The following is a 26,560-nucleotide window of genomic DNA, read 5'->3' as shown; positions in this document are numbered from 1 at the left end:
GATTGTTGTTCCATATATTGAGTTGTATGGTATAAATAAAGAAGGAGGTGCCAAAGAATGAACAGCAATGAAATATATGTTAGTCTTGACATCGGTACATCCAATGTTAAAGTCATCATTGGTGAAATGGTTAATGACAGCTTAAACATTATTGGTGTTGGAAATGTAAAATCAAATGGTTTAAAGAAGGGATCGATAGTTGATATAGACGAGACTGTTCGATCAATTAAAAAAGCAATTGAACAAGCTGAGCGCATGGTGGGAATCCACATTGAGCAAGTTGTAGTAGGTGTCAATGCAAACCAGGTACAGCTACTTCCTTGTCACGGAGTAGTCGCTGTTTCAAATGAAGATCGTGAAATCGGGAATGAAGATGTCTTACGCGTTCTAGATGCAGCACAAGTTGTGTCAATTGCTCCAGAACGTGAGTTTATTGATGTGGTACCTCGACAGTTCATCGTAGACGGTCTTGACGAGATTAACGATCCACGCGGGATGATCGGTGTAAGATTAGAAATGGAAGGTACACTTATTACAGGCTCGAGAACTTTACTACATAACCTACTTCGTTGTGTAGAAAAAGCAGGTCTTGAAATTGTTGATATTTGTCTTCAACCTTTAGCGGCTGCAACAGTTGCAATATCTTCAGATGAAAAAAATAGAGGAGTAGCCCTTGTTGATATGGGGGGAGGATCTACAACTTTATCTATTTTTAAAGATGGAGAGTTACAAGCGACAAGCGTATTACCATTAGGTGGAGACCATATAACGAAAGATATTGCGATTGGGTTGAAAACTTCAACAGAAAATGCAGATCAAATTAAGTTGAAATATGGACATGCTTTTTATGATACAGCATCTGAAGAAGAGATGTTTACGGTTCCTATTATGGGAAGTGATCAAACAGAACAATATTCTCAGTTGGAATTATCGGATATAATAGAGGCTCGTGTAGAGGAAATTTTAATGTTTGTTCAAGATGAAGTGCGTAAGTTAGGAGTAAAGCAAGTGGCTTCTGGTTATGTACTAACTGGCGGAATTGCTTCTATGCCAGGTGTTCTTGATCTTGCATATGATATTTTACATGAAAATGTTCGTGTAGCAACTCCTGATTATATTGGTGTGCGTGAGCCCCAATATACAAGTGGAGTTGGATTAATTAAACATTCTTATCAAAAAGCTAAATTACGTGGGAAAAATGTGCAGGAAAAGCAAGAGCATTTTGAACCAGTACCAGCACCAGCACCAGCACCAACGCCGGTACAACAGCAACCCACGAAACAAAAAACTCGTAATCAAAACAATAATAATCAAAATGATGACCGCATGATGTCAAAAGTAAAACGTGTATTCCGTTATTTATGGGATTAAAATTGGACACGAAAAATGAGGTTCTAGGGGGATTTCGACATGTTAGAGTTTGATACTACTCAAGATCAATTAGCGAATATAAAAGTTATCGGTGTCGGCGGTGGCGGAAACAATGCTGTAAACCGTATGATTGAACACGGTGTACAAGGTGTAGACTTTATCGCTGTGAACACTGATGCACAAGCATTAAATCTATCAAAAGCTGAAACAAAAATGCAAATTGGTGGAAAATTAACGCGTGGACTTGGTGCAGGCGCAAACCCTGAAGTAGGGAAAAAAGCTGCAGAAGAAAGTAAAGAACAGATCCAGGAAGCACTTCGTGGTGCGGATATGGTCTTCGTAACTGCCGGTATGGGCGGTGGAACTGGAACTGGTGCAGCTCCAGTTGTTGCTCAAGTTGCAAAAGAATTAGGTGCTTTAACAGTAGGTGTTGTAACACGTCCATTTACTTTTGAAGGACGTAAGCGTGCGACGCAAGCAGCATCTGGTATTGCAGCATTTAAAGAAAATGTAGATACTCTTATTGTAATTCCAAACGATCGCTTATTAGAGATTGTTGATAAAAATACGCCAATGTTAGAAGCATTCCGTGAAGCTGATAACGTATTACGTCAAGGTGTTCAAGGTATTTCGGATTTAATTGCAACGCCAGGTTTAATTAACTTAGACTTTGCAGACGTAAAGACAATTATGTCTAATAGAGGTTCTGCTTTAATGGGTATTGGTTCTGGTAATGGGGAAAATCGTGCTGCAGAAGCTGCGAAAAAAGCGATTTCTAGCCCATTACTAGAAACATCTATTGATGGAGCTCAAGGTGTTATCATGAACATTACGGGTGGCGCTAACTTAAGCTTATATGAAGTACAAGAAGCGGCAGACATCGTAGCTTCAGCTTCAGATCCAGAAGTAAATATGATCTTCGGTTCTGTTATTAACGAAGGATTAAAAGATGATATCGTTGTAACTGTAATTGCAACTGGTTTTGATGATAGCATTGCAACTCAACCACCAAAACCAATTATTCGTCCGAATGCGAACCACACGCAACAACAGCAACAACCAGTAGCTCAACCTTCAAAACAGCGTGAAGTAAAACGTGAAATGAAGCGTGAAGAGCCAGTTGTACATGAGCGTCATTCAGATTCAGATGATATCGATATTCCAGCATTTTTACGTAACCGTCGTAGACGATAAAAAAAGGAGCTTTCATGCTCCTTTTTATTTTTTATGGAAAAGACCTGCTAAGCAGGTCTTTTTTTATTTCGTATATTTCAATATATTTTGTTTGTGAAAATAAGAGTATATCATTCTATGAATTTGTACTTTTATTTTTTACCGACAGATTATGTCTAGAAATCACAAAATAACAAAAAAACACCTCCGCAAATTGACACACTTTCCTATTGGATATGCATTATACTAGTCTCAACTTGAAAAAAGAGGTGAATTGTTTGGTTGTTTACGCCGACGTTGTTTGGTTGTTAAACGCCTGCATTGATTTTCTTTTGCTTTTATTAACAGCTACCGTGTTAAAAAAGAAAATCAAAAGATGGAGGCTTGTGTTAGGGGCATTTATAGGTTCAACTATTGTTATTTTTGCCTTTACTCCTTTTGCTTCTATGATGACACATCCAATTATGAAACTACTGTACTCGTTACTTATTGTGTATACAGCATTTGGGTTTACGACATTTAGAAATTATGCACAAACTGTTTTTACTTTTTACTTTGTAACCTTTATGGTTGGCGGAGGATTAATTGGAACTCATTTCTTTTTGCAAACGAATGAAATGGTAAATGGATTGGTTCAATCTCAGTCAATTTCTTACGGTGATCCAATTAGTTGGTTATTTGTTATTTTTGGTTTTCCAGTAATTTATTATTTTTCTAAAAAGCGTATTGAAAGCGTAGAGGTCACGAAAATACACTATGATCAAATTGTGAAAGTAAAAATTCAATTAGCCGAAGAAGAACTAGAACTCGCAGGTCTTATTGACAGTGGGAACCAACTTTATGACCCATTAACAAAAACACCTGTTATGATTATGCATGTTTCATCATTAGAACATTGCTTACCATCTTGGTTAACAGAACAAATTTATTCCAAAACAGAAATTCCTCAAATACCAGAAAATGATTCTGGTTGGGCGACCAAATTACGCTTAATTCCTTTCCGTGCAGTAGGAGTAGAGAGTCAATTTTTGTGGGCAATTAAGCCTGACAGTGTGCAAGTTGACCATGAAGGTAGTTCTATTGTTGTAAACAAAGTATTAATTGGATTAAATACACAACAGCTGTCTACTAATGGGGAGTATCAATGTATTGTGCATCCAAAAATGTTGATTTCGCAAAAAATGGTGATCGCTTAATAAATGAGAGGCGGGATAATATGATGAAATTAAAATTTTATTTAGTATACCTTTGGTATAAAGTATTGCTGAAATTAGGAATTAAGACCGATGAAATTTATTATATTGGTGGAAGTGAAGCGTTGCCACCACCGTTAACAAAAGAAGAAGAGGAAGTTCTTTTGAATAAATTGCCAAAAGGAGATCAGGCAGCAAGGTCATTACTTATTGAACGTAACTTAAGGCTCGTTGTATATATAGCAAGAAAGTTTGAAAATACAGGGATAAATATTGAAGATTTGATTAGTATAGGAACAATCGGCCTTATTAAAGCGGTAAATACATTTAATCCAGAAAAGAAAATAAAATTAGCAACATATGCATCGCGTTGTATAGAAAATGAAATTTTAATGCATTTACGTCGAAATAACAAAAATCGTTCGGAAGTTTCTTTTGATGAACCACTAAACATTGATTGGGATGGGAATGAACTGTTATTGTCTGACGTGTTAGGTACAGATGATGATATTATTACAAAAGATTTAGAAGCTACTGTAGATCGTCACCTTTTAATGAAAGCATTACACCAATTAAATGATCGTGAAAAACAAATTATGGAACTTCGGTTTGGGCTTGCTGGAGGAGAGGAAAAGACGCAAAAAGATGTGGCTGATATGCTTGGGATTTCACAGTCATACATTTCGCGTTTAGAAAAAAGAATTATAAAAAGATTACGAAAAGAATTTAATAAAATGGTGTAAAGAATAAGACCAGCCGTTATGTAGGCTGGTCTTATTCTATTTAGTTGTATTAGGAAAGATAATTTAAATAATAAATCGTGAAAAAACCACATGCATAAAATCCCCTTCAAAGGAAATACTTTACACTGTACAGCAACTCCCGATAGGAGGGAACACTTTGACGAGAAACAAAGTAGAAATTTGCGGTGTTGATACAGCTAAACTTCCAGTATTAAAAAATGAAGAGATGCGTAAATTATTTCGTGAAATGCAAAGTGGAGAGATAAGCGCAAGAGAAAAATTAGTGAATGGAAACTTACGTCTTGTACTGAGCGTCATCCAAAGATTTAATAACAGAGGAGAATATGTTGACGATTTATTTCAAGTTGGTTGCATCGGACTTATGAAATCAATTGATAATTTTGATTTAGGCCAAAATGTAAAATTTTCAACGTATGCTGTGCCGATGATTATTGGGGAAATACGCAGATATTTGCGTGATAATAATCCGATTCGCGTATCGCGCTCATTGCGAGATATTGCGTATAAAGCTTTGCAAGTAAGAGAAAAATTGATTGCAGAAAATTCAAAAGAACCAACAGCAATGGATATTGCAAAAGTGCTAGAAGTAACTCATGAAGAGATAGTATTTGCTTTAGATGCGATTCAAGATCCAGTTTCATTATTTGAACCGATTTATAATGATGGGGGAGATCCTATCTTTGTTATGGATCAGTTAAGTGATGAAAAACAAAAGGACGAGCAGTGGGTTGAAGAATTAGCATTGAAAGAAGGAATGAAGCGTTTAAATGATAGAGAGAAAATGATTATTAGAAAACGTTTCTTCCAAGGAAAGACACAGATGGAAGTTGCAGAAGAAATTGGGATTTCCCAAGCGCAAGTATCACGTTTAGAGAAGTCAGCCATTAAACAAATGAATAAAACGATTCAAGGATAAGGTCTCACCAATTATGGTGAGACCTTTTTATATGTAATATGGTTTGTGCTCATAGTAGGGGATTAGTGTTCATATAATGAAACTAGCATGGTGTTTCGTATAGGTGGCTTCCTGTAAATATGAGAAACAGTTTCCAATTTGTCATATAAGGGAGAGGATAAAAATGGTGATACGAATTTCAGAGTTACAGATGAAGGATGTTATAAATATTTCAGATGGAAAAAGGATTGGGAATATTGGAGATATTGAAATTGATATGAACACAGGGAAAATTTGTTCTGTTATTATTTCCAAACAGACACGTATGCTAGGTATTTTTGGAAAAGATGTTGAGATTGTAATTCCTTGGAAGGAAATTGTGAAAATTGGGGAAGATGTCATACTTGTAAGAGTAAATCCTGTTAATTCTGTAACAGAATCAATACAAACACCGACAATTTCATAAAGAATATTACAAATTCCTCTTTTTTTTCTGTTAGGATTATGAAAAAATAAAAGTATGGTAAAATAGACAGGAAGTACCATGCTTTTTTCTGTTATTTTAATTAAAAGGAGCCGCTTTATTATGAGAGAACCATTTAAATATGTGGACGGTATACTGTATTTACAAGCGTGGAAAGAACTTGGAAACATTACTGCTGGATTTACGACAAAAGATGGTGGGATAAGTACGGGCTCCTTTCATGCGATGAATTTAGGATTACATGTGAATGATATCGTGGAGAACGTTCATGAAAACAGACGCATTTTAGCAAATAAGTTACAAAAACCATTAGAAAACTGGATTTGCTCTGAACAAGTTCATGCTCATCATGTTGAAAAAGTAGGGCAACAGGAAAAGGGAAGTGGTGTCTATTCATATGAGGACGGCATTTCAAAAACAGATGGCATTTATACGAGTAATGAAGATGTTCTGTTAACGTCTTGTTACGCGGATTGTGTTCCGCTCTATTTTTATGCACCATCACATGGTATGATAGGACTTGCGCATGCTGGATGGAAAGGCACTGTACAAGAGATTGCAAAGGAAATGATTCAAAAGTGGAATGCAGAAGGTATTTCAAGTGATGAAATTCATGTTGCAATTGGGCCGTCGATCGGATCTTGTTGTTATGTTGTGGATGATCGTGTATTAACAGCAGCACAGGAAGTAGTTAGCGGTGCTGTTCCTCATCAAAAAATTTCTGACGGGCAGTACGCAATTAATTTAAAAGAAATTAATCGTATATTATGTGTACAAGCAGGCATAAAAGAAGAGCATATTGTAATGTCATCTCTTTGTACAAGCTGTGAAGAGCAACTATTTTTCTCTCATCGTCGTGATCAAGGTAAGACAGGAAGAATGTTGAGTTTCATAGGTTTTAAGGAGGAAGGAAGCAAGTGACAGTACAAGAAAATTTAGTAATTGTAAATGAAGCTATTAAAGAATCTTGCGCTCGAGCTGGACGTTCGTTGCAAGATATTAAACTTGTTGCAGTTACAAAAACTGTAGGGATTGAAAAAACAAACGAAGTAATTGAAGCTGGAATTATCGATTTAGGTGAAAATAGAAATGAAGGTTTCTTACAGAAATACAAGCATTTCGGTTCAAAAGTTAATTGGCACTTTATTGGCTCATTACAAACGAGAAAAGTAAAAGAAATCATTAATGAAATTGATTATTTACATTCGTTAGATCGTCTTTCGCTGGCGAAAGAAATTCAGAAACGTGCTGATAAGAAAGTGAAATGCTTTATTCAAGTGAAAACCTCATCTGAAGAATCGAAGCAAGGATTGGCAATAGAAGAGGTTGTTTCTTTTATTCAAAGTTTGCAAGAATTCGATAAAATTGAAGTGGTTGGACTAATGACGATGGCTCCATTTACAGAAGAAGAGGAAGAAATCAGACGCTGTTTTAAGGAATTACGTATGCTGCAAACAGAGGTGCAGGAGCTAGAGTTATTACATGCGCCATGTAAAGAATTATCAATGGGAATGTCCAACGATTACACAATTGCAATTGAAGAAGGGGCTACATATATTCGTTTGGGAACGATTTTAGTAGGAAAAGCGTAAAAGGAAGGAGAATCTTATTATGAGTTGGTCAAAAGTAAAATACTTCTTTTTTGATACACCGGAAGAAAAAGAAGCAGCTCAATATGGTTATGAAAAGGAGCAAACAGACATGAAAAAGCAGCAAGATCCACCAGAACAACAAGACGTTACGTTTCCGAAAGCGCAACCGAAGCAAAATGTTGTGAGTATTGAAACAGCAAAACAATCTTCAAAAGTTGTTTTATTAGAACCACGCACATATTCGGAAGCACAAGGGATTGCGGACCACTTAAAAGGTAGACGAGCTGTTGTAATTAATTTGCAGAGAATGTCTACTGATCAAGCGGTACGTATCGTTGACTTTTTAAGTGGTACTGTATACGCTATAGGCGGGGACATTCAAAAAATAGGGCCGAAAACATTTATGTGTACACCTGAAAATGTAGATATTGTTGGTGCGATTTCAGAGTTATTCGGTGAAGAAGAAGAAACAAATATAAAGAGGTGGTAATACGCCATGACAACAGTTTTTATAGTGTTAAGTTATGCTATCGAGATTTACTCGTGGGCACTTATTATTTACATTCTCCTATCATGGTTTCCTGGTGCAAAGGAATCATCTTTTGGAGAGTTCCTGGCACGTATTTGTGAACCGTATTTAGAACCATTCCGCCGCTTTATTCCGCCGCTTGGAATGATTGATATTTCTCCAATCGTTGCGATCTTTGCGTTGAAACTTGCTAAAACTGGTTTGTTCAGTTTATTAAGCTATTTCTTATAGTAAGAAGGTAAATACATGAGCATCTACGAACATTTTAGGCCTGATGAGGAGGTCTTTGTGGATAAAGTGCTAGAGTGGAAGCGAGCGGCGGAGTACCATCAAGTGAAGTTAACGGATTTTCTTGATCCTAGGCAACAACAAATTGTTTCTATGGTAATAGGACAAGGTGATGTTGCTGTACAATTTGGTGGTGCAACGCCTAATGCAGAGCGTAAAAGAGCACTTATTTATCCAGACTATCTAGAATTAAATGAAGAAGAATTTCAAGTAGAAGTATTAGAAATTGACTATCCTTCCAAGTTTTATACGCTAGAACATAGGCAAATATTAGGTACATTTATGTCTCTTGGTTTAACAAGAGAAAAATGTGGTGATATTTTGCTGCAAGAAAATCGTGCCCAAATTGTAGTTGCGAAAGAAATTGTATCGTATATTGAGATGAACTTACAATCAATAGGGAAAGTAAAAGTCTCTTTAGCGTCAGTGCAAGGAGAACAAATTCTACAGATAGATGAAACGTGGGGAGAGAAATCTGGAACGGTTTCTTCACTTCGTTTAGATGTTATGTTAGCTGAAATGTTACATTTATCTAGACAGAAAGTACAACCTTTCATAAAAAATGGTTTAGTAAAAGTCAATTGGAAAACAGTGGAGCAAACTTCTTATGAATGCTATCCAGGAGATGTTTTTTCTGTTAGAGGATATGGCCGAAGTAAATTATTTTCTGTAGAAGGTAGAACAAAACGCGACAAATGGAGAATTTTGTATGGTATACTAAAATGATTGGTTTTTTTAGAAGGAAATCCTCCTATTTTGTCGAAGAAAAGATATAATTGAAAGAGGAAATTTAGATAACTACTTGGAGGTGGCGTTGTGCCGTTAACACCATTAGATATTCATAACAAAGAATTTGGTCGCGGATTCCGTGGCTATGATGAAGATCAAGTAAATGAGTTTCTTGATCAAATTATCAAAGATTATGAATTGGTCATTCGTGAGAAAAAAGCTTTAGAAGAAAAAGTTGCGCAGTTAGAAGGGAAGTTAGATCATTTCTCTAATATTGAAGATACGTTAAACAAATCTATCGTCGTTGCACAAGAAGCAGCGGAAGAAGTAAAACGTAATGCGCAAAAAGAAGCGAAATTAATTGTGCGTGAAGCTGAAAAGAATGCTGATCGTATTATTAACGAAGCATTAGTAAAATCAAGAAAAGTTGCTTTTGATATTGAAGAGCTAAAGAAACAAGCGAAAGTATTCCGAACTCGTTTCCGTATGTTATTAGAAACACAGCTTGAGATGTTAAACAACGATGATTGGGATAAACTAATTGAATTAGAAGACGAAGTAGATGAACTGTTGAAAAAAGAAGAAACAGTGTAAGCTTGACGTTTTTCTCATTATTACATATAATTTTAAACAACATATTTATTAAGAAAAACGAAGATAGGGATAAGTACCTTTTCAAACCTTATATAGCGAACTGAGGATGGTGTAAGCTCAGGATAAGGAGATAGTGGGAATATCACCCTGGAGTTCCGCGCTGAACAAATAGAGTAAGCGTAGGCGTGTATTCGCGTTAAGAATATAAAGAGGATTCTATACATATGTATATGATCTACTAGGGTGGTACCGCGGGAGACTTTCTCGTCCCTTTTTGGGATGAGAAGGTCTCTTTTTTATTCCGTTTTTTAAGTGTTTCTTTTATACATGTAAGGAGGAATTGAGCATGGAGTACAAAAATACATTACTGATGCCAAAAACAGAGTTCCCAATGCGTGGGAATTTACCAAAACGTGAGCCTGCAATGCAAGAAAAATGGGCTGAAATGAATATTTACGAAAAAGTACAAGAACATACAAAAGGACGTCCTTTATTTGTATTGCATGATGGACCTCCATATGCGAATGGTGACATTCATATGGGACATGCATTAAATAAAGTATTAAAAGACTTTATTGTTCGTTATAAATCAATGACTGGTTTTAGTGCGCCATATGTTCCAGGATGGGATACGCACGGTTTACCAATTGAACAAGCTTTAACAAATAAAGGGGTAAAACGTAAAGAAATGACAGTTGCTGAGTTCCGTAAGTTATGTGCAGAGTATGCATATGAACAAGTAGAACGTCAACGTGAACAATTTAAGCGTCTAGGTGTACGTGCAGATTGGGATAATCCATATATTACTTTAGAGCCAGCTTATGAAGCACAACAAATCAAAGTGTTTGGTGACATGGCGAAAAAAGGTTATATCTATAAAGGTCAAAAACCAGTTTACTGGTCTCCAACGAGTGAATCTGCTTTAGCGGAAGCTGAAATTGAATATCAAGATAAAAAATCAGCATCTATTTACGTAGCATTCCCTGTAAAAGATGGAAAGAACGTATTAGAAGGTGATGAAAAGTACATCATTTGGACAACGACACCTTGGACATTACCTGCAAACTTAGGTATTTCTGTTCACCCAGAGCTTGAATATAGCATTGTAAAAGTAAACGATGAGAAATATATCATTGCTTCTGAGCTGTTTGAGACAGTTGCAAAAACGTTAGAGTGGGAAAATGCTGAAGTTGTGAAAACAGTAAAAGGTAGCGAACTTGAGTACACAGTTGCAAAACATCCATTCTACGATCGTGATTCATTAGTTATGCTAGGAGACCACGTAACAACAGATGCAGGTACAGGTTGTGTTCATACAGCACCAGGACACGGGGAAGATGACTTCGTTGTTGGTAAAAAGTATGGATTAGAAGTACTTTGCCCAGTCGATGATAAAGGTGTATTAACAAATGAGGCACCTGGATTTGAAGGCTTATTCTATGATAAAGCTAATAAACCAATTACAGAAAAATTAGAAGAAGTAGGCGCGTTACTGAAACTAACATTCATTACACATTCATACCCACATGATTGGAGAACGAAAAAACCAATTATTTTCCGTGCGACAGCACAGTGGTTTGCATCTATTGAAGCATTCCGTAAAGAATTAATAGAAGCTGTAGCAGAAACAAAATGGGTACCAGCATGGGGAGAAACTCGTCTTCATAATATGGTTCGTGACCGTGGTGACTGGTGTATTTCTCGTCAGCGTGCATGGGGTGTGCCAATTCCGGTATTCTATGCTGAGAATGGTGATCCAATTATTACGGATGAAACAATTAACCATGTAGCAGATTTATTCCGTGAACACGGTTCTAACGTATGGTTCGAGCGTGAAGCGAAAGATCTATTACCAGAAGGATTTACACATCCAGGTAGCCCAAATGGCGAATTCCGTAAAGAAACAGACATCATGGATGTATGGTTCGATTCAGGTTCTTCTCACCAAGCGGTATTAGAAGAGCGCGAAGATTTACAGCGTCCAGCTGATTTATATTTAGAAGGATCTGACCAGTATCGTGGTTGGTTTAACTCTTCATTATCAACAGCAGTTGCTGTAACAGGTAAAGCTCCATATAAAGGCGTACTAAGTCACGGTTTCGTACTAGATGGTGAAGGACGTAAGATGAGTAAGTCGATTGGAAACATTGTCGTACCGAAGAAAATTATGGATCAATTAGGCGGAGACATTTTACGCTTATGGGTATCTTCTGTTGACTATCAATCTGACGTACGTATTTCAGATGATATTTTAAAACAAGTAGCAGAAGTGTATCGTAAAATCCGTAACACATTCCGTTTCTTATTAGGAAACTTAGACGACTTTAAGCCAAGTGAAAATGCAGTAGCTGTAGCTGAACTTCGTGAAGTAGATCGTTACATGTTAGTGAAATTAAATGACTTAATTACAAAAGTTAAAGAAGCATATGAGACATACGACTTCGCTGCTGTGTATCATGCAATTCATAACTTCTGTACAATTGATTTAAGTTCATTCTATTTAGACTTTGCAAAAGACATTTTATATATTGAAGGTGCAAACCACGAAGATCGTCGTGCGATTCAAACTGTATTATATGATGTTCTTGTTGCGTTAACGAAACTTGTAACACCAATCTTACCGCATACAGCTGATGAAGTATGGCCATACATTCCAGGCGTAACAGAAGAAAGTGTACAATTAACTGATATGCCAGAAGCTGTACAATTAGATGACGCGGAAGCGTTAAAAACAAAATGGGATGCATTTATGACATTACGTGATGACGTGTTAAAAGCACTAGAAGTAGCTCGTAATGAAAAAGTAATCGGTAAGTCATTAAATGCAAGCATTACGCTATATCCAACTGCAGAAATGAAAGCTATGTTAGAGTCTATTAGCGAAGACTTAAAGCAATTATTCATCGTTTCTGAGTATAAACTTGGTGGTATGATGGATGAAGCGCCAGCAGATGCACCGAAGTATGAACATACAGCGGTTGTTGTTGCTCAAGCAACTGGTGAAACATGTGAACGTTGTTGGGTAGTTTCAGAAACAATTGGTAAAGATGCTGAACATGAAACATTATGTGAGCGTTGTGCAACAGTTGTTAAAGAAAACTATGTAAAATAATAAAAAAAGCTGACTGCTATTGATGCAGTCAGTTTTTTTGTTGATGGCATATCAAAATCACTTTCAGACTCTTTCCTGTGAAGGAAAAATGTGTGTGAGGTAAGCAAATAAATTTCGGACACACTAACTGTACATTACAGCTAGGAGGAATGTACACGTGAATGAAATTTACATGGAAATAAAAGAAGAATTGCAATTGATGAGAAAAGAGTTGCAAGAGAGACTAGCTAAAGAAGTAATGCACAAATATGATGTCGAGTTCAGCCAAGAGCTTGGATATGAAATTAAGGAAGAGATAAAGAAAAAATTGCTATTACATGATATAAAAGAGGATTTAAAGGATGTAGAACGCGCATTATTTAAAATGGAAATAGACATGTATGGTATTTGTGAAGAGACGGGGAGATTAATTTCGACAAAGCAAATGAAGACAATGCCGACTGCCCGTACGATTCATGAATTCTTTTATGAAAAGGTAAATGTATGAATACGCACAACGATATTATATTACCTTTTTTTAATTTATTTTATTCTTCTATAAAGGTTCATTGTGAAAAGGTAGCAGCTATGCTAAAATTTTGAGGTACACTGTCTTTGTGGGGGAAATGAAAATGATATATTATGTAATAGCGTTATTCGTCATTGCTATCGATCAAATATCGAAGTGGTTAATTGTAAAGAACATGGAATTGGGTACGAGTATTCCGATTATCGACAATGTATTATACATAACATCACATCGAAATAGAGGCGCTGCTTGGGGTATTTTAGAAAATAAAATGTGGTTCTTCTACATTATTACAGTTGTTTTTGTAGTGTTTATTGTATTTTATATGAAAAAGTATGCGAAAACAGACAAGCTTCTAGGTATTTCGTTAGGCCTAATTTTGGGCGGGGCAATTGGTAACTTTATTGATCGTGTATTTAGACAAGAAGTAGTGGATTTCATTCACGTGTATATTTTCTCGTACAACTATCCAGTATTCAATATAGCTGATTCAGCATTATGTATTGGTGTTGTATTAATTATTATTCAAACATTATTAGAAGGCAAGAAAGCGAAGGAGTAATTGAATGAGTGAAGTAGTACAAGTAACAGTTGCAGCAGAGCAAAAAAATGAGCGAATTGATAAATTCGTTGCAGGGATAAATAACGAATGGTCACGTACGCAAGTGCAGCAATGGATTAAAGATGACGTTGTGACAGTAAACGGGAAAGCGGTAAAAGGGAATTATAAAGTAAAAGAAGAAGATGAAATTACAGTAACAATTCCTGAACCAGAAGAGTTAGATATTCAACCAGAGGATTTAAATTTAGAAATTTATTATGAAGATGCAGATGTGCTTGTTGTAAATAAGCCACGTGGTATGGTTGTACATCCAGCACCAGGGCATACAAGTGGTACACTTGTAAATGGCCTTATGCATCATTGTACAGACTTATCAGGCATTAACGGTGTAATGCGTCCAGGTATCGTGCATCGTATTGATAAAGATACATCTGGACTATTAATGGTTGCTAAAAATGATATGGCACATGAATCGCTTGTGAATCAGCTTGTAGCAAAAACAGTAACGAGACGTTACAAAGCGATTGTACACGGTGTGATTCCGCATGATAAGGGAACGATTGATGCTCCGATTGCTCGTGATAAGAAAGAGCGTCAAAGTATGACAGTTGATGAAAATGGTAAGAACGCTGTTACGCATTTCCAAGTGTTAGAACGCTTTAAAGACTTTACACTTGTAGAATGTCGCTTAGAAACGGGACGTACGCACCAAATTCGTGTTCATATGAAATATATTGGCTATCCACTTGCAGGAGATCCGAAGTATGGTCCGAAGAAAACGTTAGATATGAATGGACAAGCACTTCATGCGGGTATTTTAGGCTTTGATCATCCTCGTACTGGTGAATATATTCAGTTTGAGGCACCGATTCCAGAAGTGTTTGAAGACGCATTAAATATTTTACGAAAATAGTATTGACAAATCATAAGAAAACTGAGATACTGACAACAGTTAAATAATGATCCTTTAACACAGCCCCGTGAGGTTGAGAAGGTAACGGTTTGAAATACTTAGGGTATGTTGTACCCTTTTTTCAAAAGTCCTCTCGCACACGCTGAGAGGACTTTTTTTATACCATTACTCTCACGCAAGAAAAAAGCTTGGAGGTGTAGAGCATGCAAGAGAAAGCTGTCGTTTTAGATGACCAAATGATTCGCCGCGCTTTAACACGAATTAGTCATGAAATCGTGGAACGAAATAAAGGTGTCGATAATTGTGTTCTTGTCGGAATTAAAACTCGTGGAATTTTTATTGCACAACGTTTGGCAGAACGAATTGGTCAAATTGAAGGAAAAGAAATGGAAGTTGGAGAGTTAGACATTACGTTATATCGTGATGATTTAACACTACAATCGAAAAATAAAGAACCACTTGTAAAAGGTTCTGATATCCCTGTAGATATTACGAAGAAAAAAGTTATCCTTGTGGATGACGTATTATATACAGGAAGAACAGTTCGAGCAGCAATGGATGCTCTTATGGATTTAGGTAGACCATCTCAAATCCAATTGGCGGTTCTTGTTGATAGAGGTCATCGCGAATTACCAATTCGCGCTGATTATGTAGGGAAGAATATTCCAACATCAAGTGAAGAGCGTATCGAAGTTGATTTGCAAGAGACAGATCAACAAGATCGAGTAAGCATATACGATAAGTAAAGCCCTTTTAAATGTAGTCCTGTGAGGCTGCCAAAGGGTCTTGGCTTTCATATGTCAAATTTGGCATACGAAAGTGTAGGACTCTTTGTGCACAGGCACAAAGAGTTTTTTTATTGCAAAGATTTAAACTGAAGGAGGATGTAACAATGGAACAAAAGCCAGTGTTAGACGTTAATGAAGTACCGAAACCGGGAAAATGGTTATTTTTAAGTATACAACATTTGTTCGCGATGTTTGGATCAACAGTGCTTGTTCCGTTTTTAACAGGATTGAATCCATCAGTAGCATTAATATCAAGTGGATTAGGAACGTTAGCGTTTCTTCTTATAACGAAAGGTCAAGTACCTGCTTATCTAGGATCATCATTCGCCTTTATCGCACCGATTATAACAGCGAAAACGGCAGGTGGACCGGGAGCGGCAATGCTTGGTGGTTTGCTAGCAGGACTTGTGTACATCTTAATCTCACTCGGAATTAAGAAATCAGGATCAGAGTGGATTATGAAATTACTACCACCAATCGTAGTTGGTCCAGTAGTAATGGTAATCGGTCTAGCTTTAGCACATACAGCAGTTAACATGGCGATGAACGGTGCGGATGGCAAATATAGCTTTACACACTTTTCAGTAGCGTTAGTAACATTAGCAATTACAATTATATGCTCGATATTTGGAAGAGGATTTTTCAGTATCATACCAGTGTTACTTGGTATTATCGGCGGATATATCTTCGCTTACTTCCAAGGGCTAGTAGACTTAAAGCCGGTAGCTGAGGCAAAATGGTTTGTTGTACCAGATTTCACAGTACCATTTGTAACATACACACCAGAGTTTTCATGGAAGATTGTACTCTTGATGGTACCAGTTGCACTAGTAACAATATCAGAACATATAGGACATCAAATTGTTCTTGGAAATGTTATTAAAAGAGATTTAATTGAAAAACCAGGTTTACACCGTTCAATCTTCGGTGACGGAGTAGCAACATTAATCGCGTCACTAATCGGTGGGCCACCGAATACAACGTATGGTGAAAACATCGGTGTGCTAGCAATTACGAGAGCATACAGTGTATACTTATTCATCGGTTCAGCAGTATTTGCAATCATGTTCGGATTTATCGGTAAGATTTCTGCACTGATTCATTCGATCCCAACACCAGTTATGGGTGGTGTATCAATCTTACTATTCGGTGTAATCGCATCAAGCGGATTACGCATGATGGTAGATGATAAAACAGATTTAAGTGACAAACGAAACTTAATGATTGCATCAGTAATATTAGTAATCGGTATTGGTGGAGCGGTACTTCATGTAGGAGAATCATTCCAAGTAGAAGGAATGGCACTAGCAGCAATTGTAGGTGTACTGTTAAATCTACTACTACCGGAAACGAAACAAATAAAACAATCTAAGCAGATTGCTTCATAATAATAACCTTTTAATTCAGTCCTGTGAGACCGGAAAGGGTGGCTTCTTTCTTGCACCCTAGTCTCACACGATTAGGGTATTTTTATGCAAAGGTTGTTATAAAAATTCAAAAGTGGTAACATAAAAATCAGAAAGATGAGGGATGACGATGAGCCATTTGTTAACGATGAGTGAATTATCGGAAGTAGAAATTTCAGAAATCCTAAAAGATGCAGAAGATTTTGCGAATGGAAAAGAGAGCAAAACGACAGAGCAAACTTTTGTTGCGAACTTGTTCTTTGAGAATAGTACGAGAACGAGATTTAGCTTTGAAGTTGCTGAGAAGAGATTAGGACTTGATGTTTTAAACTTTTCAGCTGATGCATCTAGCGTACAAAAAGGAGAAACTCTATACGATACGATAAGAACACTAGAATCAATCGGAACAAAAGCAGTGGTCATCCGCCACGAGCAAGATCGCTACTTCGATGAACTAAAAGATCAGGTGAATATTCCAATCTTAAATGCTGGAGATGGATGCGGAAACCACCCAACACAGTGCCTACTGGACCTTCTTACAATTAAACAAGAGTTTGGAAGATTTGAAGGTTTGAAGATTGCAATAGTAGGAGATGTTCGTCATAGCCGAGTAGCACGTTCTAATGCAGAAGCATTAACGAAGCTTGGTGCAACAATTTACTTTGCAAGTCCAGAAGAGTGGAAAGATGAAGACAACACATTTGGAACATACAAACCATTAGATGAACTTGTTCCAGAAGTTGATGTAATGATGTTACTCCGTGTACAACATGAGCGTCATGATCATTATGAAACAGACATTATGAAAGAATATCATGAGAAACACGGATTAACAGTAGAAAGAGAAAAGCGTATGAAAGAAGGAAGCATTATTATGCATCCAGCTCCTGTAAACCGTGATGTTGAAATTGCAAGTGAACTTGTTGAGTGTGAGCGTTCACGTATATTTAAACAAATGGAAAATGGAGTTTACGTAAGAATGGCTGTACTAAAACGCGCCTTACCAAATGTATTAGGAGGAATGAAACATGAATTATTTGTTTAAAAATGGTCGTTATATGAATGAAGAAGGAAAAATCGTAGCAACGGATCTTCTCGTACAAGACGGTAAAATCGCTAAGGTAGCAGAAAATATTACGGCAGATAATGCTGAAGTAATCGATGTGAACGGAAAGTTAATCGCACCTGGATTAGTAGATGTACACGTACATCTTCGTGAACCAGGTGGTGAACATAAAGAAACAATTGAAACAGGTACACTAGCAGCGGCAAAAGGTGGATTCACTACAATTTGCGCAATGCCAAATACACGCCCGGTACCAGATTGCAGAGAACATATGGAAGACTTGCAAAAACGTATTGAAGAAAAAGCTCATGTTAACGTACTACCATACGGAGCAATTACAGTACGTCAAGCTGGTTCTGAAATGACAGATTTCGAAACATTAAAAGAACTTGGAGCATTTGCTTTCACAGATGACGGCGTAGGCGTACAAGATGCGAGCATGATGTTAGCGGCTATGAAACGTGCAGCAAAATTAGATATGGCAGTAGTTGCGCACTGTGAAGAGAATACGCTTATTAATAAAGGTTGTGTACATGAAGGGAAGTTTTCTGAGAAACACGGATTAAACGGTATCCCATCAGTATGTGAATCTGTACATATTGCAAGGGATATACTGCTTGCTGAAGCAGCAGATTGCCACTATCACGTATGTCATGTAAGTACCAAAGGTTCTGTACGTGTAATCCGTGATGCGAAACGCGCTGGAATTAAAGTAACAGCAGAAGTAACACCGCATCACCTAGTGTTATGTGAAGATGATATCCCATCAGCTGATCCTAACTTTAAAATGAACCCACCGCTTCGTGGAAAAGAAGACCATGCAGCATTAATTGAAGGTTTATTAGATGGAACGATCGATATGATCGCAACTGACCATGCACCGCATACAGCGGAAGAGAAAGCACAAGGAATTGAAAGAGCACCGTTTGGAATTACTGGTTTTGAAACAGCATTCCCGCTTCTATACACAAACCTTGTGAAAAAGGGAGTTATTACGCTAGAACAGTTAATTCAATTCTTAACAGAAAAGCCAGCTGATACATTCGGCTTAGAAGCAGGTCGCCTAAAAGAAGGTAGAGCAGCTGATATTACAATCATTGATTTAGAACAAGAAGAAGAGATTGACCCAACAACATTCTTATCAAAAGGAAAAAATACACCATTCGCAGGTTGGAAATGCCAAGGATGGCCGGTAATGACAATCGTTGGTGGTAAGATCGCATGGCAAAAGGAGAGTGCATTAGTATGAAAAGACAACTTATCTTAGAAGATGGAACAGTATTAATTGGAACAGGTTTCGGAGGCGAAATCGAAAAGTCAGGTGAGGTTGTATTTACAACAGGAATGACTGGATATCAAGAAACATTATCTGATCCATCATATTGCGGTCAAATCGTAACATTCACGTACCCATTAATCGGAAACTACGGCATTAACCGTGACGATTTTGAATCCATTCACCCATCTGTAAATGGTTTAATCGTAAACGAAATTTGTGATCACCCATCAAACTTCCGTAATGAAATTTCGTTAAATGATTACTTGAAAGAAAGAAATATCCCAGGATTAGCAGGGATTGATACGAGAAAATTAACGAGAAAAATTCGTCAATACGGTACATTACGTGGACGCCTTTGTAACATGGATGCAGATGTAGAGTACATTGTAAGCCAATTAAAAGCGACAGTATTTACAGATCATGTAAAACGCGTATCAACGAAAGATCCATACCCAAGCCCAGGTCGTGGTCACCGAGTTGTACTAGTAGACTTCGGTATGAAACATGGTATTTTACGAGAATTAAATAAGCGTGACTGTGATGTAATTGTAGTTCCTTACAACACAACAGCGGAAGAAATTTTACGCCTTAGCCCAGATGGAATTATGTTAAGTAATGGACCTGGAGATCCGAAAGATGTACCAGAAGCAATTGAAATGTTAAAAGACATTATCGGTAAAGTTCCTTTATTCGGAATTTGCCTAGGACATCAATTGTTCGCTCTAGCATCAGGTGCAAATACAAGTAAGTTGAAATTTGGTCACCGTGGTTTAAACCATCCAGTAAAAAATCTTGCAACTGGAAAAGTAGCAATTACATCTCAAAACCACGGATACGCAGTAGAAGAAGAATCAGTTGAAAATACAGATCTTGAAATTACACATGTTGCTTTAAACGATGGAACGGTAGAAGGTCTTCGTCATAAGAAGTTCCCGGTATTTACAGTACAATACCATCCAGAAGCTTCAGCGGGACCAGAAGATGCAAATGATTTATTCGAAGATTTCTTAACAATGATTGAAAACTTCAAGAAAGAAGGGGAAGAGTTATGCCAAAACGCCTAGACATTAACACAATTTTAGTAATCGGATCAGGACCAATTGTAATTGGGCAAGCAGCGGAGTTTGACTACTCTGGTACACAAGCTTGTCAATCTCTTAAAGAGGAAGGTTACAAAGTAATCCTTGTTAACTCTAACCCAGCAACAATTATGACGGATACTGCAACAGCAGATAAAGTATACATCGAGCCATTAACATTAGAATTCGTAAGCCGTATTATTCGTAAAGAACGTCCTGATGCAATCCTACCAACATTAGGTGGTCAAACAGGTTTAAACATGGCTGTTGAACTTGCAAAATCAGGCGTACTTGACGAGTGCGGAGTTGAAATTTTAGGAACAAAATTATCAGCAATCGAGCAAGCGGAAGATCGTGATTTATTCCGTACATTAATGCAAGATTTAAATGAACCAACACCACCAAGTGAAATTATTCATAACCTTGATGAAGCATATGGATTTGTAAACGAAATTGGTTACCCAGTAATCGTTCGACCAGCGTTCACATTAGGAGGAACGGGCGGCGGAATTTGTCATAACGAAGAAGAGCTAATTGAAATCGTAACAAGTGGTTTAAAACATAGCCCAGTAACACAATGTTTATTAGAGAAAAGTATTGCTGGCTGTAAAGAAATTGAATACGAAGTAATGCGTGATTCAAATGATAACGCGATTGTAGTGTGTAACATGGAAAATATCGATCCAGTTGGTGTTCATACAGGTGATTCAATCGTTGTAGCACCGAGCCAAACGCTAAGCGACCGTGAATACCAAATGTTACGTAACACGTCATTACGAATTATTCGTGCACTAGGAATTGAAGGTGGATGTAACGTTCAGCTTGCACTAGATCCATATAGCTTCCAATACTATGTAATCGAAGTAAATCCACGTGTAAGTCGTTCATCTGCACTAGCATCTAAAGCAACTGGATATCCAATTGCGAAATTAGCAGCAAAAATTGCAGTCGGCTTAACGTTAGATGAAATCGTAAACCCAGTAACACAAAAAACTTACGCTTGCTTCGAGCCAGCGTTAGACTATGTTGTTTCAAAAATTCCACGTTGGCCGTTTGATAAGTTTGAATCAGCGAACAGAACGCTTGGAACACAAATGAAAGCAACTGGTGAAGTTATGTCAATCGGACGTAACTTAGAAGAATCATTACTAAAAGCAGTTCGTTCTTTAGAGCTTGGCATTTATCACTTAGAATTAGACCACTTAAAAGAACTTGATAAAGAAACGATGAAAAAACGTATCATTAAAGCGGATGATGAACGACTGTTTATTGTAGCAGAAGCAATTCGCCAAGGTGTAACGAAAGAAGAAATCAATGAATGGTGTGAAATGGACTTCTTCTTCTTACAAAAAGTTGAAAACATCGTAAATATGGAACGTGAAGTAAAAGCGAATGTAGGAAATATGGAAGTACTACAAACTGCAAAAGAAATGGGCTTCAGCGATCACTACATTGCAGCAGCTTGGAACAAAACGGAGCGCGAAATTTACGATATGCGTAAAGAAAATAATATGATGCCAGTATTCAAAATGGTAGATACTTGTGCGGCAGAGTTTGAATCTGCAACGCCATATTACTACAGCACATATGCGGACGAAAATGAATCGATTGTAACAGATCGTAAGAGTGTAGTAGTTCTAGGATCTGGTCCGATCCGTATTGGTCAAGGTGTTGAGTTTGATTACGCAACAGTTCACTCAGTATGGGCAATTAAAGAAGCTGGATATGAAGCAATTATCATTAACAACAACCCAGAAACAGTTTCAACAGATTTCAGTATTTCTGACAAATTATACTTTGAACCATTAACGATTGAAGATGTAATGCATATTATCGATTTAGAAAAACCAGAAGGTGTTATCGTTCAGTTCGGTGGACAAACGGCAATTAACTTAGCAGCGAAACTAGAAGAACACGGTGTGAAAATTTTAGGAACATCACTTGAAGACTTAGACCGTGCAGAAGATCGTGATAAATTCGAAGCTGCTTTAACAAAACTTGGCATCCCGCAACCAGTTGGTAAAACAGCAACGACTGTAGAACAAGCGGTAGCAATCGCAGAAGAAATTGGTTACCCAGTATTAGTAAGACCATCTTACGTACTAGGTGGACGTGCGATGGAAATCGTATATCGTCAAGAAGAACTACTGCACTACATGAAAAATGCAGTTAAAGTTCATGCAGATCACCCAGTATTAATCGACCGTTACATGGTTGGTAAAGAAATTGAAGTAGATGCAATTTCCGATGGTGAGAATGTATTCATTCCAGGTATTATGGAACATATTGAACGCGCTGGAGTTCACTCTGGTGACTCAATTGGAGTATATCCACCACAAAGTTTATCTGAAAAACTAAAAGAACAAATCATTGAACATACAATTGCACTTGGAAAAGGATTAAACATTGTTGGATTACTAAATATCCAGTTTGTAGTATTCAAAGATCAAGTGTACGTAATTGAAGTAAATCCACGTGCAAGCCGTACAGTACCGTTCTTAAGTAAAATTACAGGCGTACCGATGGCGAATGTTGCAACGAAAGTTATTTTAGGGCAAGACCTAGTAGAGCAAGGATACGGAACTGGCTATCACCCTGAAGAGAAAGAAGTATATGTAAAAGCTCCGGTATTCTCATTCGCGAAACTACGCTCAGTTGATACAACATTAGGACCTGAAATGAAATCAACAGGGGAAGTAATGGGTAAAGACTTAACGCTTGAAAAAGCATTATATAAAGGGTTAGTTGCTTCTGGAATTAACATCCCAACGCACGGCTCAGTAATCATTACTGTAGCGGATAAAGATAAAGAAGAGGCGATGGAAATTGCAAAACGTTTCCACGAAATCGGCTATAACTTATTAGCAACAGCTGGAACAGCACAATCATTAGAAGAGCAAAATATCCCAGTACAAGTTGTAAACAAAATTGATTCTGAAGACTACAACTTACTAGATATTATCCGTCAAGGAAAAGCACAGTTTGTAATTAACACATTAACAAAAGGTAAACAACCAGCGCGTGATGGTTTCCGCATTCGCCGTGAATCAGTAGAAAATGGTGTGGCTTGCTTAACATCACTTGATACAACAAGAGCAATCTTACGAGTATTAGAATCTATGACATTCTCAGCTCATTCAATGAAAGAAATTACGCAAACAAAGCGTCACGAGGTGGTACATGCATGATGCAAAAGCAAAATATGATCGTCGTTAACCAAAAAGAAATCGCAAAAAATATTTACGAATTAGTGCTTCAAGGAACGTTAGTACAGCAAATGAACGAACCAGGGCAGTTTGTACACATTAAGGTAGCAGAGGGCATTGCGCCCCTTCTGCGCCGCCCAATTAGTATTTGTAATGTAGATCAAGAGAAGAACGAATTTACAATGCTATATCGTGCCGAAGGACAAGGGACAAAAACATTAGCAACTAGAAAACAAGGTGAAATGGTAGATGTACTAGGACCATTAGGACACGGTTTTCCTGTAGAAGAAGCAGAAGCTGGTCAAACAGCTTTACTAGTAGGTGGGGGAATTGGTGTACCACCACTTTATGAATTATCACAGCGCCTCGTTGCAAAAGGTGTACGTGTTATTCACATCTTAGGCTTTCAAACGAAAGATGTAGTTTTCTATGAAGAAAAATTTGCAGAACTTGGTGATACGTACGTTGCGACAGTAGACGGTACACACGGTACAAAAGGATTTGTCACAGATGTAATTGATAATTACGGAATTGACTTTGAGATTCTTTATTCATGTGGTCCGCTAGCGATGCTTCGTGCATTAGAAGGACGTTACAAAGAGAAAAAAGCCTATATTTCATTAGAAGAACGTATGGGCTGTGGTATTGGAGCTTGTTTCGCATGTGTATGCCACTTACAAGAAGATCCAAGTGGACATTCTTACAAGAAGGTGTGTAGCGACGGACCAGTATTTCCAATCGGGGAGGTTGTACTATGAACAGATTGCAAGTTGAATTACCAGGATTATCATTAAAAAATCCAATTATACCGGCATCTGGATGCTTTGGGTTTGGTCGTGAATATGCACAGTTTTACGATTTAAGTGTACTAGGATCAATCATGATTAAAGCGACGACAGAACAACCACGTTATGGAAATCCAACGCCTCGTGTTGCTGAAACACCAGGGGGCATGCTAAATGCAATCGGACTTCAAAACCCGGGATTAGACAAAGTAATGAATTCGGAATTACCATGGTTAGAACAATTTGACCTTCCAATTATTGCAAACGTTGCAGGCTCACAAGCTGAGGATTACGTAGCGGTTGCGAAGGAAATTTCTAAAGCGCCTAATGTCCATGCACTAGAATTAAACATTTCTTGTCCGAACGTAAAAACAGGTGGTATCGCCTTTGGTACAAATCCTGAAATTGCTGCTGATTTAACGAAGCGAGTAAAAGAGGTTTCTGAAGTACCTGTATACGTGAAATTGTCACCGAACGTGGCAAACATAGTAGAAATTGCAAAAGCGATTGAAAATGCAGGTGCAGATGGTTTAACGATGATTAATACATTGCTTGGTATGCGTCTAGATTTAAAAACAGCTAAACCAATTTTAGCAAACCGTACAGGCGGATTATCAGGTCCTGCGATTAAGCCAGTAGCAATTCGCATGGTACATGAAGTAAGCCAAGCGGTTAACATTCCAATTATCGGAATGGGTGGTATTGAAACAGCTGAAGATGTAATTGAATTCTTCTATGCTGGCGCAAGCGCAGTTGCAGTAGGTACAGCGAACTTTATCGATCCGTTCGTATGTCCGACAATTATTGAAGAGTTACCAGCATTATTAGATGAATTAGGATTTGATCACATTTCGGAATGTCAAGGAAGGAGCTGGAAGCAAACATGTCACAGTCGTTAATCGTTGCACTAGATTTTCCAGGGAAACAAGAAGTAGAACAATTCTTACACCACTTTGAAGGGGAAGAGTTATTTGTCAAAGTAGGTATGGAGTTATTTTACAAAGAAGGCCCTGCGATTATTACGTACTTAAAAGAAAAGGGACATAAGATCTTCTTAGATTTAAAACTTCATGATATTCCGAATACAGTAAAAAGCGCTATGCGTAGCCTAGCTAGTCTAGATGTTGATATGGTAAATGTTCATGCTGCTGGGGGAAGCAGCATGATGAAAGCTGCGATTGAGGGATTAGAGGAAGGTAAGCAAGAAGGAAAAGAGAGACCGATTTGTATTGCAGTTACACAACTAACAAGCACTTCGGAAGCTATGATGAAAAAAGAGATCGGCATTGAGAAAACGTTAGAAGAAGCGGTTGCTCATTATGCAAAATTAACGAAAGAAAGTGGACTTGATGGCGTTGTTTGTTCAACACTTGAAGTTCCAAAATTACGTGAAGTATGCGGAAATGAATTTGTAACAGTAACACCGGGGATTCGTCTTGCAAGCGATGATGTAAATGACCAAGTGCGCGTAGCAACACCGAAACGTGCGAGGGAACTTGGCTCAAGCTACATCGTAGTTGGACGTAGTATTACAAAAGCAGAAAATCCGCTTGAAGCGTATAAAACAGTAAAACAACAGTGGGAAGGTGTAACAGTATGAAAAAAGAAATCGCATCGCATTTATTAGAAATTGGAGCAGTATTTTTACAACCGAATGATCCATTCACTTGGTCTTCAGGTATGAAATCACCAATTTATTGTGATAACCGTTTAACTTTATCTTATCCAAAAGTACGTCAAGCGATTGCAGCTGGATTAGAAGAGTTAATTAAAGAGCACTTCCCAACTGTAGAAATTATTGCAGGAACAGCAACTGCTGGTATTGCGCACGCTGCATGGGTAAGCGATCGTATGGATTTACCAATGTGCTACGTACGTAGTAAAGCAAAAGGTCACGGTAAAGGGAACCAAATCGAAGGAAAAGCTGAAAAAGGTCAAAAAGTCGTAGTAGTAGAAGACTTAATTTCAACTGGCGGTAGTGCAATTACATGTGTAGAAGCACTTCGCGAAGCTGGATGTGAAGTATTAGGAATCGTATCAATCTTCACATATGAGTTAGAAGCAGGAAAAGAAAAACTAGAAGCAGCTAACGTAGCATCATATTCTTTAAGTGATTACAGTGCATTAACTGAAGTTGCAGCAGAAAAAGGTATGATTGGACAAGCTGAAACGAAAAAATTACAAGAGTGGCGTAAAAATCCAGCTAACGAAGCTTGGATCACAGCGTAACATGAAAAAAACGAC

At 37.6% G+C, this 26,560-nt stretch carries 26 protein-coding genes and 1 other annotated feature; all 26 genes read left to right on the top strand.

Annotated features, from left to right (window positions below; all coding sequences use genetic code 11):
- Window positions 1-57: 57 nt before the first annotated feature.
- The 26 genes from ftsA (at window position 58) to pyrE (ending at window position 26,545) form a co-directional block, all read left to right on the top strand.
- Window positions 58-1,371 carry a cell division protein FtsA gene (ftsA, locus tag V7S45_RS19120; protein ID WP_025689217.1) on the top strand — a complete coding sequence of 438 codons (1,314 nt, stop codon included), beginning with the start codon at window positions 58-60 and terminating at the stop codon, window positions 1,369-1,371.
- A 39-nt stretch (window positions 1,372-1,410) separates the two neighbouring features.
- Window positions 1,411-2,565, top strand: coding sequence for a cell division protein FtsZ (gene ftsZ, locus V7S45_RS19115; RefSeq protein ID WP_000888984.1), 1,155 nt, complete (start codon window positions 1,411-1,413; stop codon window positions 2,563-2,565).
- Between the two features lie 257 nt (window positions 2,566-2,822).
- On the top strand, window positions 2,823-3,740 hold the full coding sequence (gene spoIIGA / locus V7S45_RS19110) for a sigma-E processing peptidase SpoIIGA (RefSeq protein WP_000261975.1): 918 nt from the start codon (window positions 2,823-2,825) through the stop codon (window positions 3,738-3,740).
- 20 nt (window positions 3,741-3,760) lie between these two features.
- A complete protein-coding gene (gene sigE, locus V7S45_RS19105) occupies window positions 3,761-4,480 on the top strand; it encodes an RNA polymerase sporulation sigma factor SigE (RefSeq protein WP_000976948.1) in 720 nt (239 codons plus the stop codon).
- Between the two features lie 157 nt (window positions 4,481-4,637).
- Window positions 4,638-5,417 carry an RNA polymerase sporulation sigma factor SigG gene (gene sigG / locus V7S45_RS19100; protein WP_000197755.1) on the top strand — a complete coding sequence of 260 codons (780 nt, stop codon included), beginning with the start codon at window positions 4,638-4,640 and terminating at the stop codon, window positions 5,415-5,417.
- A gap of 163 nt (window positions 5,418-5,580) precedes the next feature.
- A complete protein-coding gene (locus tag V7S45_RS19095) occupies window positions 5,581-5,862 on the top strand; it encodes a YlmC/YmxH family sporulation protein (RefSeq protein ID WP_000236745.1) in 282 nt (93 codons plus the stop codon).
- A 120-nt stretch (window positions 5,863-5,982) separates the two neighbouring features.
- On the top strand, window positions 5,983-6,801 hold the full coding sequence (gene pgeF, locus V7S45_RS19090; RefSeq protein ID WP_001209008.1) for a peptidoglycan editing factor PgeF: 819 nt from the start codon (window positions 5,983-5,985) through the stop codon (window positions 6,799-6,801).
- On the top strand, window positions 6,798-7,472 hold the full coding sequence (locus V7S45_RS19085; RefSeq protein ID WP_025689225.1) for a YggS family pyridoxal phosphate-dependent enzyme: 675 nt from the start codon (window positions 6,798-6,800) through the stop codon (window positions 7,470-7,472). Before pgeF ends, V7S45_RS19085 begins: the two co-directional genes overlap by 4 nt.
- Window positions 7,473-7,491: 19 nt before the next feature.
- Window positions 7,492-7,962, top strand: a complete 471-nt coding sequence (locus V7S45_RS19080) for a cell division protein SepF (RefSeq protein WP_000119129.1) — start codon at window positions 7,492-7,494, stop codon at window positions 7,960-7,962.
- A 6-nt stretch (window positions 7,963-7,968) separates the two neighbouring features.
- A complete protein-coding gene (locus V7S45_RS19075; protein WP_000214233.1) occupies window positions 7,969-8,232 on the top strand; it encodes a YggT family protein in 264 nt (87 codons plus the stop codon).
- A gap of 15 nt (window positions 8,233-8,247) precedes the next feature.
- Window positions 8,248-9,015, top strand: coding sequence for an RNA-binding protein (locus V7S45_RS19070; RefSeq protein ID WP_002164454.1), 768 nt, complete (start codon window positions 8,248-8,250; stop codon window positions 9,013-9,015).
- Between the two features lie 90 nt (window positions 9,016-9,105).
- On the top strand, window positions 9,106-9,612 hold the full coding sequence (gene divIVA, locus V7S45_RS19065; protein ID WP_001131611.1) for a septum site-determining protein DivIVA: 507 nt from the start codon (window positions 9,106-9,108) through the stop codon (window positions 9,610-9,612).
- A gap of 51 nt (window positions 9,613-9,663) precedes the next feature.
- Window positions 9,664-9,887 (top strand) — a binding site (T-box leader).
- 71 nt (window positions 9,888-9,958) lie between these two features.
- Window positions 9,959-12,724, top strand: coding sequence for an isoleucine--tRNA ligase (gene ileS2, locus V7S45_RS19060; RefSeq protein ID WP_000455951.1), 2,766 nt, complete (start codon window positions 9,959-9,961; stop codon window positions 12,722-12,724).
- 157 nt (window positions 12,725-12,881) lie between these two features.
- Window positions 12,882-13,211: a molecular chaperone DnaK gene (locus V7S45_RS19055; RefSeq protein ID WP_001002956.1), complete on the top strand. Its 330-nt coding sequence runs from the start codon at window positions 12,882-12,884 to the stop codon at window positions 13,209-13,211.
- Between the two features lie 124 nt (window positions 13,212-13,335).
- Window positions 13,336-13,794 carry a lipoprotein signal peptidase LspA gene (gene lspA / locus V7S45_RS19050; protein ID WP_000642180.1) on the top strand — a complete coding sequence of 153 codons (459 nt, stop codon included), beginning with the start codon at window positions 13,336-13,338 and terminating at the stop codon, window positions 13,792-13,794.
- A gap of 4 nt (window positions 13,795-13,798) precedes the next feature.
- Window positions 13,799-14,707 (top strand): RluA family pseudouridine synthase, encoded by a 909-nt coding sequence (locus V7S45_RS19045; RefSeq protein ID WP_000005829.1) that lies wholly within the window; start codon window positions 13,799-13,801, stop codon window positions 14,705-14,707.
- Window positions 14,708-14,910: 203 nt separating this feature from the next.
- Window positions 14,911-15,453: a bifunctional pyrimidine operon transcriptional regulator/uracil phosphoribosyltransferase gene (gene pyrR / locus V7S45_RS19040; RefSeq protein WP_001156491.1), complete on the top strand. Its 543-nt coding sequence runs from the start codon at window positions 14,911-14,913 to the stop codon at window positions 15,451-15,453.
- Window positions 15,454-15,599: 146 nt separating this feature from the next.
- Window positions 15,600-16,883: a uracil permease gene (uraA, locus tag V7S45_RS19035; RefSeq protein WP_000435928.1), complete on the top strand. Its 1,284-nt coding sequence runs from the start codon at window positions 15,600-15,602 to the stop codon at window positions 16,881-16,883.
- Between the two features lie 148 nt (window positions 16,884-17,031).
- Complete coding sequence (gene pyrB / locus V7S45_RS19030) at window positions 17,032-17,946, top strand: aspartate carbamoyltransferase (RefSeq protein WP_000018849.1); 915 nt, start codon at window positions 17,032-17,034, stop codon at window positions 17,944-17,946.
- Window positions 17,930-19,216, top strand: a complete 1,287-nt coding sequence (gene pyrC / locus V7S45_RS19025; protein WP_001108367.1) for a dihydroorotase — start codon at window positions 17,930-17,932, stop codon at window positions 19,214-19,216. Before pyrB ends, pyrC begins: the two co-directional genes overlap by 17 nt.
- Window positions 19,213-20,310 carry a carbamoyl phosphate synthase small subunit gene (locus V7S45_RS19020; RefSeq protein WP_089607602.1) on the top strand — a complete coding sequence of 366 codons (1,098 nt, stop codon included), beginning with the start codon at window positions 19,213-19,215 and terminating at the stop codon, window positions 20,308-20,310. Before pyrC ends, V7S45_RS19020 begins: the two co-directional genes overlap by 4 nt.
- On the top strand, window positions 20,295-23,513 hold the full coding sequence (gene carB, locus V7S45_RS19015) for a carbamoyl-phosphate synthase large subunit (RefSeq protein WP_001126101.1): 3,219 nt from the start codon (window positions 20,295-20,297) through the stop codon (window positions 23,511-23,513). Before V7S45_RS19020 ends, carB begins: the two co-directional genes overlap by 16 nt.
- Window positions 23,510-24,289 carry a dihydroorotate oxidase B electron transfer subunit gene (gene pyrK, locus V7S45_RS19010; protein WP_089607601.1) on the top strand — a complete coding sequence of 260 codons (780 nt, stop codon included), beginning with the start codon at window positions 23,510-23,512 and terminating at the stop codon, window positions 24,287-24,289. Before carB ends, pyrK begins: the two co-directional genes overlap by 4 nt.
- Window positions 24,286-25,215 (top strand): dihydroorotate oxidase B catalytic subunit, encoded by a 930-nt coding sequence (gene pyrD / locus V7S45_RS19005; RefSeq protein ID WP_001081049.1) that lies wholly within the window; start codon window positions 24,286-24,288, stop codon window positions 25,213-25,215. The genes pyrK and pyrD overlap by 4 nt, the downstream gene beginning before the upstream one ends.
- Window positions 25,200-25,916: an orotidine-5'-phosphate decarboxylase gene (gene pyrF / locus V7S45_RS19000; protein WP_000083510.1), complete on the top strand. Its 717-nt coding sequence runs from the start codon at window positions 25,200-25,202 to the stop codon at window positions 25,914-25,916. The genes pyrD and pyrF overlap by 16 nt, the downstream gene beginning before the upstream one ends.
- The gene (gene pyrE / locus V7S45_RS18995) at window positions 25,913-26,545 is read left to right on the top strand and encodes an orotate phosphoribosyltransferase (protein WP_000711440.1); all 633 of its coding nucleotides are present in this window, start codon (window positions 25,913-25,915) and stop codon (window positions 26,543-26,545) included. Before pyrF ends, pyrE begins: the two co-directional genes overlap by 4 nt.
- Window positions 26,546-26,560 lie beyond the last annotated feature (15 nt).

The organism is Bacillus sp. BR3(2024) (assembly GCF_039134555.1).
Taxonomy (GTDB): domain Bacteria; phylum Bacillota; class Bacilli; order Bacillales; family Bacillaceae_G; genus Bacillus_A; species Bacillus_A cereus.
This window is presented reverse-complemented; position numbering and strand designations above follow the sequence as displayed.